Origin of the sequence: Pseudomonas sp. Sample_10, assembly GCF_004321495.1 — a bacterium.
Classification (GTDB): Bacteria; Pseudomonadota; Gammaproteobacteria; order Pseudomonadales; family Pseudomonadaceae; genus Aquipseudomonas.
The window spans coordinates 23,720-38,825 of the sequence record NZ_RCOE01000109.1 but is presented as its reverse complement, the minus strand read 5'-3'; the positions used below and the strand labels follow the sequence as shown (position 1 = coordinate 38,825).

At 62.1% G+C, this 15,106-nt stretch carries 13 protein-coding genes; 7 read left to right on the top strand and 6 right to left on the bottom strand.

The genetic code is table 11. From position 1 onward, the window contains the following. Positions 1-48 precede the first annotated feature (48 nt). Positions 49-738 (bottom strand): GntR family transcriptional regulator, encoded by a 690-nt coding sequence (locus tag D8U18_RS10235; RefSeq protein WP_007987445.1) that lies wholly within the window; start codon positions 736-738, stop codon positions 49-51. A gap of 141 nt (positions 739-879) precedes the next feature. Here D8U18_RS10235 and D8U18_RS10230 point away from each other — a divergent pair, with 141 nt between their 5' ends. The 7 genes from D8U18_RS10230 (at position 880) to D8U18_RS10200 (ending at position 8,257) form a co-directional block, all read left to right on the top strand. Then, entirely contained in the window at positions 880-1,965 is a 1,086-nt protein-coding gene (locus tag D8U18_RS10230) for an ABC transporter ATP-binding protein (RefSeq protein ID WP_131107566.1), read from the top strand. A 1-nt stretch (position 1,966) separates the two neighbouring features. Continuing rightward, positions 1,967-2,884: an ABC transporter permease gene (locus D8U18_RS10225; protein ID WP_056852844.1), complete on the top strand. Its 918-nt coding sequence runs from the start codon at positions 1,967-1,969 to the stop codon at positions 2,882-2,884. Then, positions 2,881-3,669, top strand: a complete 789-nt coding sequence (locus D8U18_RS10220) for an ABC transporter permease (RefSeq protein ID WP_056852845.1) — start codon at positions 2,881-2,883, stop codon at positions 3,667-3,669. The genes D8U18_RS10225 and D8U18_RS10220 overlap by 4 nt, the downstream gene beginning before the upstream one ends. A 17-nt stretch (positions 3,670-3,686) precedes the next feature. Further along, a complete protein-coding gene (locus D8U18_RS10215) occupies positions 3,687-4,745 on the top strand; it encodes an extracellular solute-binding protein (protein WP_131107565.1) in 1,059 nt (352 codons plus the stop codon). A gap of 156 nt (positions 4,746-4,901) precedes the next feature. After that, a complete protein-coding gene (locus tag D8U18_RS10210; RefSeq protein WP_131107564.1) occupies positions 4,902-6,098 on the top strand; it encodes an amidohydrolase family protein in 1,197 nt (398 codons plus the stop codon). Beyond that, the gene (locus D8U18_RS10205; protein ID WP_131107563.1) at positions 6,095-7,582 is read left to right on the top strand and encodes an amidohydrolase family protein; all 1,488 of its coding nucleotides are present in this window, start codon (positions 6,095-6,097) and stop codon (positions 7,580-7,582) included. The genes D8U18_RS10210 and D8U18_RS10205 overlap by 4 nt, the downstream gene beginning before the upstream one ends. Positions 7,583-7,594: 12 nt before the next feature. Beyond that, positions 7,595-8,257 carry a flavin reductase family protein gene (locus D8U18_RS10200; protein WP_130903455.1) on the top strand — a complete coding sequence of 221 codons (663 nt, stop codon included), beginning with the start codon at positions 7,595-7,597 and terminating at the stop codon, positions 8,255-8,257. A gap of 146 nt (positions 8,258-8,403) precedes the next feature. Here D8U18_RS10200 and D8U18_RS10195 read toward each other — a convergent pair whose 3' ends face one another. The 5 genes from D8U18_RS10195 to D8U18_RS10175 are packed head-to-tail and all read right to left on the bottom strand — an operon-like array spanning position 8,404 to position 15,091. Further along, on the bottom strand, positions 8,404-11,502 hold the full coding sequence (locus D8U18_RS10195) for an error-prone DNA polymerase (protein ID WP_177435012.1): 3,099 nt from the start codon (positions 11,500-11,502) through the stop codon (positions 8,404-8,406). Further along, positions 11,478-12,893 (bottom strand): DNA polymerase Y family protein, encoded by a 1,416-nt coding sequence (locus D8U18_RS10190; RefSeq protein WP_131107561.1) that lies wholly within the window; start codon positions 12,891-12,893, stop codon positions 11,478-11,480. The genes D8U18_RS10195 and D8U18_RS10190 overlap by 25 nt, the downstream gene beginning before the upstream one ends. A gap of 7 nt (positions 12,894-12,900) precedes the next feature. Then, complete coding sequence (imuA, locus tag D8U18_RS10185) at positions 12,901-13,518, bottom strand: translesion DNA synthesis-associated protein ImuA (RefSeq protein WP_056852852.1); 618 nt, start codon at positions 13,516-13,518, stop codon at positions 12,901-12,903. Then, positions 13,518-14,135 (bottom strand): transcriptional repressor LexA, encoded by a 618-nt coding sequence (gene lexA / locus D8U18_RS10180; RefSeq protein ID WP_056852853.1) that lies wholly within the window; start codon positions 14,133-14,135, stop codon positions 13,518-13,520. The genes imuA and lexA overlap by 1 nt, the downstream gene beginning before the upstream one ends. Before the next feature lie 38 nt (positions 14,136-14,173). Further along, positions 14,174-15,091: a LysR family transcriptional regulator gene (locus D8U18_RS10175; RefSeq protein WP_131107560.1), complete on the bottom strand. Its 918-nt coding sequence runs from the start codon at positions 15,089-15,091 to the stop codon at positions 14,174-14,176. Between the last annotated feature and the right edge of the window lie 15 nt (positions 15,092-15,106).

Genomic DNA, 15,106 nt, shown 5'->3' with positions numbered 1-15,106 from the left:
TGACGTCCATCGCGAGCAGGCTCGCTCCTGCATCGATCTGCGTTGAATTCAAACCTCTATTAAATGCTTGAGCGGGTTGTAGCTGCTCTTCAAGGTCGCGGCCACGTCGAGGATCGCTTTCTCGATGCCATTCAAATGCATGCAGGTCAGTTCGATAGCGGCGCTCTGGTTGCCGGCTTCGATGTATTCGATCAGTCGCAAATGTTCATCGTCGCGGCAGGCTTCATGACTGTCGTCGTCCAGCGCTGCGGCGTACAGAGAAGCGCGGGATATCAGCTTCTGGAACCAATCGAGCAGCACCGGGTTGTTCAGGCTGCGAGCCAGTTTGATGTGGAACTCGCCGAGCAGATGAATCAGCCGTTCGTGATCGCCGCTCTGGTGCGCTTCATCTTCCAGCAGCAAGTGATCGCGCAGGTCCTGTGTCACCGCTGTATCGCGCCGCCGACACAGTTCACTGACGATGCCGATTTCGATCAAGCGCCGGGTTTCGAACAGCGAACGGATCTCTTCGTCACTGGGCAGCGACACCGATGCACCTTTATTGGGTTCGGTGGTGACCAATCCGTCAGCCTCCAATTGCTTGAGCGCGGCTCGGACTGACGTACGGCTGACATTAAAAAGCTCGGCCAAGGAAGCCTCGCCGAGTTTCATTCCCGGACGCAACGAACGCTTGCTGATCGCTTCGTAAACCCCTTGGTAGACGCGGTCGACCGTGGTTTCCAGTTTCTTTTCAGTCATTCATCAACTCCTGGCGCCCTGTGCAAACAGCCCTGGCGAAATAACCAGCCATTGAAAAAGGGGCTTGCACCGGCAGGTTAATCCGGGTATTTCTAAATTGCATCCAGATTTTGCATACAATAATTAGAGGAATGCACCATTATGGGTCATCCAGTTGCAATTGAAGTGCGAAACGTCTCCAAGCGCTATTCCGACGATCCCGGTATGGCTCCAGCCCTGGACAACGTCTCGGTCGATATCGCCGACAACGAATTCTTTACCCTGCTTGGCCCTTCTGGCTGCGGCAAAACCACCTTGCTGCGCACCATTGCCGGTTTCGAGCACGTCAGCGACGGTGAAATCCGTCTGGCCGGCGAACCGGTGAATGACCTGCCGCCGTTCAAGCGTCGGGTCAACACGGTATTCCAGAGCTACGCGCTGTTTCCACACATGAGTGTTGCGCAGAATATCGCCTTCGGCCTGGAGATGCAGGGCCTTGATCGCAAACTGATCCCGCAACGCGTCGATGAGATGCTGGCGCTGGTGCAAATGCAGCACCTGGCCAAACGCAAACCGGCCGAACTGTCCGGCGGCCAGCAGCAACGGGTGGCTCTGGCCCGCGCTCTGGCGCCAAAACCCAAAGTGCTGTTGCTGGATGAACCGCTGTCGGCGCTGGATCTCAAGCTGCGCAAGGAAATGCAGGTCGAACTCAAGCGCGTGCAAAAAGAAGCCGGGATCACCTTCATTTTCGTCACCCACGATCAGGAAGAAGCACTGACCCTGTCCGATCGCATTGCGGTGATGTCGGCCGGGAAGATCTTGCAGATCGGCACACCGAATGACATCTACGAGCGTCCGCAGCACCAGTTCGTCGCGCAATTCATCGGCGACATCAACTTCCTTCCCGGCCACCTCAAGCGTGGCCAGCAAAATGAAAAACTCTTCGTGCCCAACGGCATGCCGGTAGAGATCCCCTGCCCGGCCCAAGGCTTCGACGGCTCCAGGGTGCAACTGGCGTTTCGCCCCGAGCGCTCGCAACTGGTCGATCCGGCGCAACCGCATCACCTGCGCGGCGTGATCGAGGCCGTGTTGTATGTCGGCACTGCAACCCTCTATCAGTGCCGCCTGAACAATGACATCAAAGTCATGCTGCGCGAGAACAACGAAGGCCTGAACCATGGCCGAGTGGTCGGCGATCGCGTCGCGGTCAACCTGCCGCCCCACGCCTGTCTGTTGATGGAGGCCTGAGATGAGCGTCAGCAGTACTTCTCCCGCCCTCAACCGTGCGTTATTGCTCAGCCCGGTGGTCCTGACCCTGCTGGCGCTGATCGCCATCCCGCTGGGCATCATGGGTTACATCAGCCTGTTGCCGCGCAACGTCTACGGTGGCGTTGACTGGCAGGCCGACTGGCAATTGCAAAGTTACGTGCAGCTGTTTTTCCAGGAGGGTTTCGATGGCGAACTGGAGCTGAACTGGGTCTATGCCCAGGCGCTGATCCGTTCGGTGTTCCAGGCCGGTGGCACCACCATCCTGTGTTTCCTGTTCGGCTTTCCGGTGGCGTTGTGGATGTCGAGCCTGACCCCGCGTCGACGCAACCTGATGGTGTTGCTGATCACCATCCCGTTCTGGACCAACCTGCTGATCCGCAACTACGCCTGGCTGATCATCCTGCGCGAACACGGCTGGGTCGCCCAAGGCCTCAACGCGCTGTTGCCCCAGGCCGGTGGCATCACCCTGCTCTACAACGACTTCGCGGTCAGCGTCGGGCTGGTCTACAGCTTCCTGCCGTTCATGATTCTGCCGATCTACTCGACTCTGGAAAAACTCGACTGGCGCCTGGTGGAAGCCGCCTATGACCTTGGCGCCAATCGGTGGCACGCGTTGCGGCGGATCATCCTGCCACTGTCGATGCCGGGGGTGATAGCCGGCTCCCTGCTGGTGTTCGTGCCGAGCCTGGGCGCATTTATCACCCCAGCGATTCTCGGCGGTGGCAAGACCTTGATGATCGGCAACCTGATCCAGCAGCAATTCGGCACCGCGCGCAATTGGCCGCTGGGCAGTTCGCTGTCGTTCCTGTTGCTGGGAATTCTGCTGCTGTCGCTGGTGCTGTACGCCTTGTATAGCCGCAGCGCCGCCAAAACCCTTCGTCGGGGAGCTACCGCATGATTGCCTTGCACCTGAAAAAACTGCCGCTGACCCGCGAAGTCAGCCTGTTGATCCTGGCCTACCTGTACCTGCCGATTTTCGTGTTGATCGCCTACAGCTTCAATGCCAATCGCTCGGCCACGGTCTGGACCGAATTTTCCTTCGCCTGGTACGGGCGCATCCTGGCCAACCCGTCGATCCAGACGGCGGCGCTGAACTCGATCATCGTCGCCAGCATCGCCACGGTCTGCGCCACCGCGATTGCGCTGCTCGCGGCACTGGCGACTTACCGACCGTTCTACGGGCAGAAAATGGTCGAGGGCGGGATCAACCTGCCGTTGATCCTGCCGGAGATCGTCACCGCGGTCGCCACGCTGCTGCTGTTCATGGCCCTGGGGATCAAGCTCGGTTTGCTGACGGTGATCGTCGCGCACATCGGCTTCTGCATTCCCTTCGCCTATTTACCGATCCGCGCACGCCTGAATGACCTGGACAAGAGTCTGCTGGAAGCGGCCAACGACCTCTACGCCAACCCGTGGCAGGTGTTTCGCCGAGTGACCTTGCCGCTGTTATGGCCGGCGGTGTTGTCCGGAGCGGTGCTGGCGTTCGTAGTCAGCCTCGACGATTTCATCATGACGTTCTTCGTCGCAGGACCGGGTTCGACGACGCTGCCGGTGTACATCTTCTCGGCAATCAAGTCCGGGGTAACGCCGGAGATCAATGCGATCTCGACTCTGATGCTGGTGATTTCCATCGTGCTGGTGGTTCTGGCTTTCTGGCTGGGACAGCGCGGCAAACAACAATAAGCCTGGAGCCTTCTGATATGAACAAGAAAGTCAAAAGCATGCGTTTCGCCGTTGCCGGTCTGGCCTTGAGTTGCTTCACGTCGTTCAGCGTCCAGGCCGCCGAGCCCAAAGAGCTGTTCTTCTACAACTGGACCGATTACTACCCGGTCGAGCTGCTGGCCAAGTTTGAAAAAGAGACCGGCATCAAAGTCACCATGGACGGCTACGACAGCAACGAAACCCTGCTGGCCAAGTTGCAGGCCGGTGGCGCGGCCTATGACGTGATCGTGCCGTCGCAATCGATCATGCGCACCCTGATCAACCAGGACTTGCTCCTGGAAATCGACGCTTCGACCCTGCCCAATTTCCAGTACGTCAAACCGGCGTTCCGTGACCCGAGCTTCGACCCTGGACGCAAGTTCTCCGCGCCTTACCTGTGGGGCACCACCGGGTTTTCCTATGACAGCGCCCGGGTGCCTGGCGGCAAACTCGACGACTCGTGGAAAGAGTTCTTCGAACCGCGCAAGGAATTGCAAGGCCAACTCGCCGCCCTCGACACCTCCAGCAGCGTGATCAACGCCGCCAGCCACTACCTGAACGTCGACGAGTGCAGCGAAAACCCGCAGGACGCCAAACGCATCCTCGAACTGCTGCAAAAGCAGAAACCCTTCCTGAAAATGTACAGCTCGGACAACACCGTCGACCGCATGGCCTCCGGTGAAGTGATCATGATGCAAAACTGGAACGGCTCCACCGCCCGAGCCACCTTGCAGAAGAGCACGATCAAGTACGTCTATCCGAAGGAAGGCCTGGCGATGTTCCAGGACAACTTCGCCGTGCCGAAAAGCGCACCGCATCCCGGCAACGCGAAAATCTTCATCGACTGGATGATGAAGCCGGAAAACGCCGCCGCCGTGTCCAACGCCATCGCCTACGCCAACGGCATTCAGAGCGACAAGTTGATCGACGCCAAATGGCGGGTCATGGACGCCATCAACATGCCCGACGAATTCGCCTCGCGCCTGCGTCCCGAGAAGGAATGCAGCAACAAGGCGCGGGAACTGCAGGACCGGATCTGGGCCAAGCTCAAGGGCTGATCGCCCGGTTTGAAACCGAGTCGCGGCCATCGCTGGCAAGCCAGCTCCCACAGGGTTTGAAGGTGTTCACACGTTTTGTGATCAATGCAAATCACTGTGGGAGCTGGCTTGCCAGCGATGAGGCCCGCGCAAACACCAAAGATTTTGAGGTACGCAATGACCCAACCTCGCTGGCTGCGCAACGTGCGGCCCTACGGTTCGACCGCCTTGGACCTGTTGATCGAAAACGGTCGGTTCAGCCAACGCCGCCCGGCCTCCTCCAGCGAACTGCTGGCGACCGACATCGATGGCCAGAACCAACTCCTGACCCCGGCACTGGTGGAAAGCCATGTGCACCTGGACAAAACCCTTTGGGGCCAACCCTGGCGTCCAAACAGCGCCGGTCCGACACTCAAGGACTACATCGCCAACGAACGGCGCATTCTGCGCGAGGTCACGACACCCATCGCGCAACGGGCCGGCGCGCTGCTGGAAAACTGCATCGCCCGTGGCTCGCTGACGATGCGCTGCCACGTCGACATCGACCCGGAGTTCGGTTTGCGTCACGTCGAGGCCATGCAGCAATTGCGCGAAAAATACCGTGACCTGATCGACCTGCAACTGGTGGTATTCCCGCAAACCGGCCTGATCAGCCGCCCCGGTACGGCCGAACTGATGCGCGAAGCCATGGCCCTCGGCGTGGAAAACGTCGGCGGGCTCGACCCGTGTGGCATTGACAATGATCCCGTCGCGCAACTGGATTTCGTGTTCAAGCTGGCCAGCGATTTTGACCGCGGCGTGGACATTCACCTGCACGACAAGGGCGAATTGGGCCTGTGGCAGATTGCACTGATCGCTGACTACACCGAGCGTTTCAACCGCCAGGGTCGAGTGATGATCAGCCACGCCTATTGCCTCGGCATGCTGCAGTGGAGTCAGGTCAAACCATTGGCCGAACGCTTGGCTGCCTTGCACATTTCACTGATGAGTTCGGCGCCTGCCGACTGCGCCGTGCCGCCGTTCCTTGCCTTGCGCGAAACCGGGGTGAATGTGTGCCTGGGGTCTGACGGCATCCGTGATGCCTGGTCGCCCATGGGTAATGGCGACATGCTCGAGCGCGCCATGTTGCTGGCGTTCCGTTTCGATTTGAACAAGGACGAAGAGTTGGCAGCGGCGTTTGAGGCCGCGACGGTCAATGGCGCCCAGGCGTTGGGCTGCGAAGCGAATCGCCTGGAGATCGGCCAGCCCGCGGACTTCCTGCTGATGCCGGTACAAACACTGGGTGAGGCGGTGGTTTCCCGGCCGCTGCGTCAGGTCTATCGCGCAGGTCGGTTGATCGCATCGGCTGGTCGCTTGCTGGAAAGCCGACTGTGAAACGCATCGGTTTACGAGCCGGTTGCGTGGTCGGCTTCGACGGTGTGCAGCATGTGCTGTGGCGCGACGGCGAAGTGGTCTTCAACGGGTCACGCATTGAGTTTGTCGGGCGCGGTTATGCTGGGCCGGTGGATCAATGGATCGACTACGGCAACGCACTGATCGGCCCCGGCTTCATTGATCTGGACGCCCTTGGTGATCTCGATTCCACGGTGTTGACGCTGGACAACGGCGAAGAGCGCGACATGGGTCGCATGTGGTCGGCAGAGTATCTGGCACACGGTCCGCGGGAGAGTTACAGCCTCGACGAAGAAGTGTCCAAGTATCGCTACGCCTTTACGCAACTGATCCGCAACGGCATCACCACCGCCATGCCGATCACCTCGATGTACTACCGCGAATGGGCGGAAACCTACGACGAGTTCGCGGCCGTGGCCGGTGTGGCGGCCGAGTTGGGCCTGCGTACTTACCTCGGTCCTTGCTACATGAGCGGGATGAGCTACTGGCAGGCCGACGGCACCCTGGCGCATCACTGGGATGAACCCCGGGGCATGGCCGGACTCGATGCGGCCGAGCGCTTTTTCGTGGATTTCGACGGCGCGAACGGCGGCCTGATTCGCGGTGCGCTACTGCCTGATCGCATCCAGACCTGCACGCCCACCCTGTTGCAACGCACCGCCGCGCTGAGTCGGGAGCTGAACGCGCCGATGCGCTTGCATTGCTGTCAGGGCCTCGGCGAAGTGGCCATGGTCGAGCAACTGCGCGGCACCTCGCCACTGGGCTGGTTGCAGCAACTGGACTTGCTGACCCCGCGCAGCCTGTTGCCCCACGGCATCTATACCCGCGGCGATGCAGACCTGCAGCAAGTGGTGGATGGCGGCGCCAGCCTGGTGCATTGCCCGGTGGTGTTTGCCCGGGATGGCGAGGCGCTGAATTCGTTCGGCCGCTATCGGGCCAAAGGCATCAACTTCGCGTTGGGCACCGATACCTGGCCGGCGGACTTGCTGGACAACATGCGTCAAGGCTTGAACATTGCGCGCCTGATGGAGGGCGGCAATCAACTGACCAGCGCGCTGGACCTGTACAACGCGGCGACCCTGGGCGGCGCCAAGGCACTGGGCCGCGACGATATCGGTCGCCTCGCGCCGGGCTGCAAGGCCGACATCACGGTGTTCAATCTGCGCGGAATGCACCTGGGGCCGTTATTCGATCCGCTGAAAAACCTGGTTCTGGCCGGGCGCGGTGACGACTGCATCGCCAGTTACATCGATGGCCGCTGCGTGATGCACGAAGGTCAGGTCCAAGGCGTCGACTACCCCGCCCTGCAACGCAAGGCCCAACGACAATTCGAAAAACTGATGCGCAGCCACAGCGATCGCGCCTTCGGTCAACCGGACTGGAAAGGTCTGTTCCAACCGGCCATCCCGTACGCCGACGACTACAGCGCACAGGCGCCACTGTGCGCCATTGACCCTCTTCTCTAGAGATTTCTGACTATGCAAAGCTTTGACTTCAGCCAACTGAGCCCACGGGACAAATACAAGATTCTGATCGGCAGTGTGGTGCCGCGCCCTATTGCGCTGGTCACCACGGTCGATGGCGAAGGCCGAGTCAATGCCGCGCCGTTCAGCTTTTTCAATGCACTTTCCGCCGACCCGCCGATCCTCGCCCTGGGCGTGGAAAACTATGGCGATCAAAGCCCCAAGGACACCACGCGCAACATCCAGCTCAACCAGGAGTTCACCGTGAACATCGTCAGCGATGCGCTGGTGGAGGCCATGAACGTTTGTGCCGTGCCTTTCGCTCCCGGCTTCGACGAACTGACCGCGGCCGGCCTCACCGCCATCCCCGGCACCACGGTCAAATGCCCGCGGATCGGTGAAGCCCCGGTAGCACTGGAATGTCGACGGATGATGGCGCTGTCCATCGGCCAATCCCGGGAAATCATCTTTGGTGAAGTGCTGATGGCCCATGTGCGGGACGAGCTGATCGACCCGAAAACCCTGTACATCGATCAACTGGGGCTCGATGCGATTGGCCGCATGGGCGGCCATGGTTATGCCCGTACGCGGGATTACTTCGACTTGCCGACACGGTCGTTGCAGGCCTGGACGGATGCACCGGGCGGCGGTGAGCGGTTTTGGCCGCAGGCTAAATAAAAATCATCAAAACCCGCTGTGGCGAGGGAGCTTGCTCCCGCCCGGCTGCGCAGCGGTCGTTGAATCATTGCGCGCGATGATTCTGGGTCCGCTTCGCGGCACAGCGGGAGCAAGCTCCCTCGCCACAAAAGTCAGTTCACCATGGGTTAGTGGAAATCCCGGCTGCGCACGCTGATGCCGTCCAGCAAGGAGCTCAGGTCACTCAAGCGCCCGGCAATCAGGTGTCGTACTTCGCCTTCGCGCTCCCAGCGGCCATCGACCTTGAGCAACTGCGAGCCGACCAACACCTTTCGTTGCCGGTCGGCCAGGTCGCGCCAGACCACCACATTGACGTTGCCAAACTCGTCTTCCAGGGTGACGAAGGTCACACCGCTGGCGGTGCCCGGGCGTTGTCGGCCGGTCACCAGCCCGGCAACGCTGACCGGGCGCCCGTGGTCGACCTCCAGCAGCTCCTTCGAACTGCGGCAGCGCCGGGCTTTCAACTCAGCGCGCAGCAACGCCAGCGGATGCGGACCGAGGGTGGTGCCGAGGCTGTTGTAATCGGCCCGCAGGTCTTCGCCGACCGTGGGTTTGGGCAGCACGATGGCGCCCTCTTCCTGGCTCGGCAGACCGGCAAACAACCCGAGTTGCCTTTGCACACCCGCAACCTCCCAGCGCGCCCGATGGCGATCACCGGCCAGCCCGCGCAATGCTCCGGCATCGGCCAGTTGCTCGCGGGCGCGGGCATCGAGTCGTGCCCGTTCGCCGAGGCCGGCGATGTCGGTAAACGCGCCTGTACAACGGGCCGCTTCAATACGCCGGGCATCGTCCTCGCGAAAGCCCTTGATCATCCGCAGGCCCATGCGAATCGCCGGTTGTGCGCCGGTGACCGGCTCCAGGCTGCAATCCCAGTCGCTGGCCCGCACGTCCACCGGACGAATCTGCAAGTGATGGCGACGCGCGTCCTGCAGAATCTGGTCCGGGCTGTAGAAACCCATGGGCCAACTGTTGATCAGCGCACAGGCGAATGCCGCCGGTTCGTGGCATTTCAGCCAGCAACTGGCATAGGTCAACAACGCAAAACTGGCGGCATGGGACTCGGGAAAACCGTAACTGCCGAAGCCTTTGATCTGCTCGAAAATCTGCGCGGCGAATTCAGCGCTGTAGCCGTTCTTTTTCATACCGGCTGCCAGCCGTTCCTTGTGCGGTTCAAGCCCGCCATGACGTTTCCAGGCAGCCATGGAACGGCGCAACTGGTCGGCCTCGCCGGGACTGTAGTCGGCGGCGACAATGGCGATCTGCATCACTTGTTCCTGGAACAGCGGTACGCCAAGGGTGCGCTTGAGCACGACTTCCAGTTCCGGCGACGGATAAACCTCCGGTTCTTCCTTGTTTCGCCGTCGCAGGTACGGGTGCACCATGCCGCCCTGGATCGGCCCGGGCCGCACGATTGCCACCTCGATCACCAAATCGTAAAACGTCTTCGGCCGCAGCCTCGGCAGCATCGACATCTGCGCCCTGGACTCGATCTGAAACACGCCGACCGTGTCGGCGCGACCGATCATTTCGTAGGTGGCCGCGTCTTCGGGCGGAATCGTCGCCAGGCTCAAGTCGAGGTTTCGGTGTCGACGCACCAGATCGAAACAGCGACGAATCGCGCTGAGCATGCCCAGCGCGAGAATGTCGACCTTGAGTAACCCCACCGCGTCGAGGTCGTCCTTGTCCCACTGGATGATGGTGCGCTCGGCCATGGCCGCATTTTCCACCGGGACCAGACTGTCCAGCGGCTGCTCGGAAATCACGAAGCCGCCGGGATGCTGGGACAGATGCCGGGGGAAGCCGATCAGTTGTCCCGTCAGGCTCAGCACCCGCCGCAGTATCGGGCTCTCGGGATCGAAACCGCTCTCGAGCAGGCGTTCCACGGGTGGGGTTTGATCGCTCCAGTGACCGCAGCAGTCGGCCAGGGCGTTGATCTGGTCCGCTGGCAAACCCAGCGCCTTGGCGACGTCGCGCACCGCGCCCGCCGCGTGGTAGGTGCTGACCACCGCCGTCAGCGCAGCACGGGCCCGGCCATAACGCTGGAACACGTACTGCAAGACTTCCTCGCGCCGCTCATGCTCGAAGTCGACATCAATGTCCGGGGGCTCGTTGCGCTCCCTGGAAATAAAGCGTTCGAACAACAACGTGGTGCGATCCGGATCTATTTCGGTGATGCCCAAGGCAAAACACACCGCCGAGTTAGCGGCAGAACCGCGTCCCTGGCAAAGAATCTGCTGCTCACGGGCGAAGCGCACGATGTCGTGGACGGTCAGAAAATAACTTTCGTAGCCCAGCTCGGCAATCAGCTCCAGTTCTTTGTCGATCTGCTTCAGCACTTCGATTTTCGGGCCTTTTGGCCAACGCCACGCGACTCCCTTTTCTGTGAGGTCCCGTAGCCACGACGCGGCCGAATGCCCTGCAGGCACCAGCTCCCGAGGATATTGATAACGCAACTGGCCGAGGTCGAACGAGCAGCGCCGGGCAATGGCCAGTGTTTCGTCGAGCAAGGCTGGCGGATACAGGCTGGTGAGAACCTCAAGGCTGCGCAGATGCCGTTCACCATTGGGATGCAGGCGCAACCCGGCATCGGCCACCGGCAGGTGATGGCGGATCGCGGTCATGGTGTCCTGCAAGGCCCGGCGCCCGCGTGCATGCATGTGCACATCGCCACAGGCCACCGCTGGAATCCGCAGTTCCCGGGCCAGGGCCAGCAGGTCGTTGAGACGGCGGACATCGTCCTGGCACCGATGCAACTGCACCGCCAGCCACAGCCGTTCTGCAAAGACCTGTTGCAGCCAGCGGCCCTGCTCCACGTCATTCACCGTGTCAGGCACCCACAGCACCAACAGCCCGGGCAATGGTTCGCTGAAATCCTCGCGTAATATCCGGTACTGGCCTTTCTGCGTACGGCGTCGGGCGCGGGTGATCAAACGGCACAGCGTCTGATAGCCCTCAAGGTTCTCCACCAGCAACACCAGTTTCGGGCCGTTTTCGATGCGGATTTCGCTGCCGATAATCAACGGCAACTCAACGGATTTCGCCGCTTGCCAGGCGCGGACGATCCCGGCCAGCGTGCATTCGTCGGTGATCGCCAAGGCTTGATAGCCCTGTTTTTTCGCCCGTTGAAACAGTTCAAGGGCACTCGAGGCACCGCGCTGGAAACTGAAGTTCGACAGGCAGTGCAGTTCGGCATACCCGGCACTCATGCGAACCAGCCTTGCAGCCACAACGGGCCATTCTCGCCCACCACACGGTAGGCCCAGCCCTGCTGACCGGCGCGGGTTTCGATCAGGTAGTAATCGCGGCGCACATCATCACCGTCCCACCAGCCGGACTCGATACGCTCTGGCCCCATGAGGATACGGGTCGAGCCTTCGTGCACCGTCAGCGGTTCGGTCAGCAGCCAGCCCGGACGCTGCACGATCGGGAATCCTGCGCAGGGCTGGCTGTCGGCACGGGCCTGCCACGCACACTCGGGGCGGTGATCGGCCTGAAAGCGCAAACCATGCACCGCCTCATCCCCCAACCGCGCACGCAGGCGTTCGCGCAGTTGCTCCCAGGGCAAGGATTGCTGCGGACGGTCGTCGAACAGTTCTTGAAACTGGGGCACGAAGGCCGGCAAGTCTTCGGCGCACAGGCGAAAACCGCGCACCGGGGCCTCGACCTGAACCTGCTCCAGCCGGCCCCGGGCCAATTCGAAAAGCATCGCCGGGTCGCGCTCGGCGCTGAGCAGGCCGACCTTGATCACCGTGTCCGGCAATCCGGCGTGTTCCAGGTGCAGGTCGAAACGCTGCACGCCGCTGTCGCGACCACAGAGAAACGCCGACAGGTCACCGGTCAATCGACGCAGCGGAAACAGCAAGGCCTGATGGGATTGCACATCGAAGTTGAGTTCGATGCGCACGTCGAAGCGATCCGGTGGCAAGTAGAACGCCAGGGCCAGCCGCCGCAACCCGAACAAAGTGTCGAGATGCCTGAGCACCTGGGCTTCGAAACGCCGGGCCAGGCTGTGCCGGGGCAAGGCCTGCACCTGACTCAGGGTGCGCAGCCCCATGCGCGACAACGCCGTGGCGACGCTGGCCTCAAGGCCGATGCGGTCGATGGGCATTTGTCCGAGGTGATACTGCAAGGCTTGATCATTGGCCACCACCAGACCGTCATAGGCATTGGCCAGCATTCGTGCCGCCACCGGGTTGGGCGCAGCGACAATGCGGTGACGAAAGCCCAGTTCGCCAAGCTCGTTGCGCAGGCGCGCCTCGAATTGCGGCCAGTCGCCGAACAGGCCCAGGCTGGATTCGATTTCAAACACCAGGGCCCGCGGATAATGGACGCTGACCTGGGAGCTGAACCGATAGGCCCAGGCCGCCAGAAACTGCTGCCAGTGCTCGATGTCGGCGACGTCGTATTCGGCCGTGGCAAAGCCCTTGCTCAGGGCCTGGGCGGCGCTCATGGACTGGCCGGGGCGCAGGCCCAGGGCGCGTGCCGGGCCGTTGACCGCTTGCAGCATCCGGCGCTGAGCCGGACCGGTCAGTAGCACCAGCGGTTCATCGGGATCGGTGCGCTGACGCAGTACTGCGTCCAGTGCCAATTGCGGGAAAAGGATACACACCCAGCGCATGGCAACCTCAATGCCCTACGGCGAAGGCAATCGGTGCCGACCGGGCCAGCCCGCCCCGACACTTGAGCACGCGCAATTGCGCCGGCCTGGCATCGATGGCGATGCGCAGCGCCGCCGGCGAAGGGTTGACCGCTTCATTGAGCGAACGGTAGGCGAATGCCAGGGTCTGGCCGGTTTCCGCCGCCACCTGCAAGCGACGCAAGGCGCGATCATCCGCCTTGTGCGGCCAGCACAGCACCGCACCGCAACTGCCCGAACGCAGGCATTGTTCCGCGGCCCACAGCGCATCGCGTTCACTGGCCTGGATGATCGACAACTGGCGCAGATCGACCCCGGCGCTCTGCCAGGCTTGCGGATATGGCACGTACGGCGGTGCCACCAGCACGATGCGCTCGCCAGCCGCCGACAATCGCGCCAGCGCCGGCCACACCAGTTGCAACTCACCGACACCCTGCCCGGCCAGCAGGATTTCGGTCAGCGCCGCCTCAGGCCAGCCACCGGTGGGCAGCGCCGCATCCAGCGCGGCATGCCCGGTGGGTTGTGGGCTGACGGCTGGCGGCGCAGGCCGGCCCTTCCACACCTGGCCGCCATTGAACAGCGTATCCAACGCAACGACGGCGCCCATCAGCCTTGCCTCACCAGGCCGCAGAACACGCCTTCGATGGCGAGGTCCCGGTCGGCTTCGACGATGATCGGCTGATAGGCCGGATTGCGCGGCAGCAACCGGACCGTGTCGCCGACCCGTTCGAAGCGCTTGATGGTGACTTCGCCGTCGAGGCGCGCCACGACGATCTGGCCGTTGACCGCCTCGGGGCTGCGGTGCACGCCCACCAGGTCGCCGTCGAGAATGCCGTCCTCGATCATCGAGTCGCCGCGCACCCGCAGCATGTAGTCCGGCACCCGGGAAAAGATCGCAGGATCGAGCAGCAAGCGGCTATGGATTTCGGCATCGGCGCCGATCGGCGCACCCGCCGCCACGCGACCGAGGACCGGGATATCCAGCAACTCGGGGCGCGGTGGCTGCCCGAGCAGGCGAATGCCCCGGGCCTGATTCGGGTTGACCTCGATAAACCCGGCTTCGGTGAGCGCCAGCACATGCTTGCGCGCCACGCTGCGGGAGGCGAAGCCGAACGCCTCGCTGATTTCAGCGAGGCTCGGGGACTGACCGTGCTCGGCGATGCGCTCGCGGATAAAGGTCAGGATGGCGGTACGGCGGGGAGTCAGAGTCGTCATGGAGTACATTTGTACTCTTTTGCCATTTTCCTGACAAGCACCGCCAGTCAGCTCAACCCACGGGACGCCAGAAACCCTGCGATGTAATCGATGAACGCCAGCACTTTGGCCGTCGCCCGCCGATGGCTCGGGTACACCGCCAGAATGTGCGGGCCGAAGCTGTCCGGGTCGATGTCGTAGTCGGCCATCAGCCGCACCAGTCGCCCGTCGGCGATGTACGGCGCGGCACTCCACAAGGGTGTGTGCAGCAAACCGCGCCCCGCCAGGGCATTGGCCAGCAGCAAGTCGTAATTGTCGCTGCGCAGGCGCGGTGCCAACGGTTGTGGCAAGCTCAGGCGCTGGCCATCGCGCTCGGCCCACCAGAATTCACGGCTGAGCAACGGATGGCGATACAGCAACCATTCGTGGTCATCAAGGGTCTGCGGGGTGACCGCCAGCCCCTTGCGTGCCAGATATTCCGGGCTGGCGCACAGCGCCAGGCGATTGCTGCCGACCACCCGCGCAATCAACCCCGGCAAGTCGTCATGCCCTTCGCGCAACGCCAGGTCGTAGCCGCTCTCCAGCAGATTGACGAACTCGTCGCACAGGTCCACTTGCAGGTTGATTTGCGGGTATTGCTCAAGAAAACCACCGCACACCTGATCGAGAAAAGCCTGCCCATAGGCCAGCGGTGCGGTGATTTTCAGGCTGCCGCGCAAACCATGCTGCAACTGCTCGATTTCCTCGCCGGCCTCGTCCAGTCGCTGCAACACCTGACGCGCAGTCTCCAGGTAGAGCCGCCCGGACTCCGTGAGCAAAATCCGTCGGGTGCTGCGCTCGAACAACCGTGCGCCCAGCTCCGCTTCCAGGTGATTGACGGCTTTGGTCAGGGCCGACGGGGTCTTGCCCAGTTGCTCGGCGGCGCGGCTGAAACTGCCCAGTTGCGCCGTGACCACAAACATTTTCAGTGCACCGAGCTTGTCCATATTTTTTCCAATCAG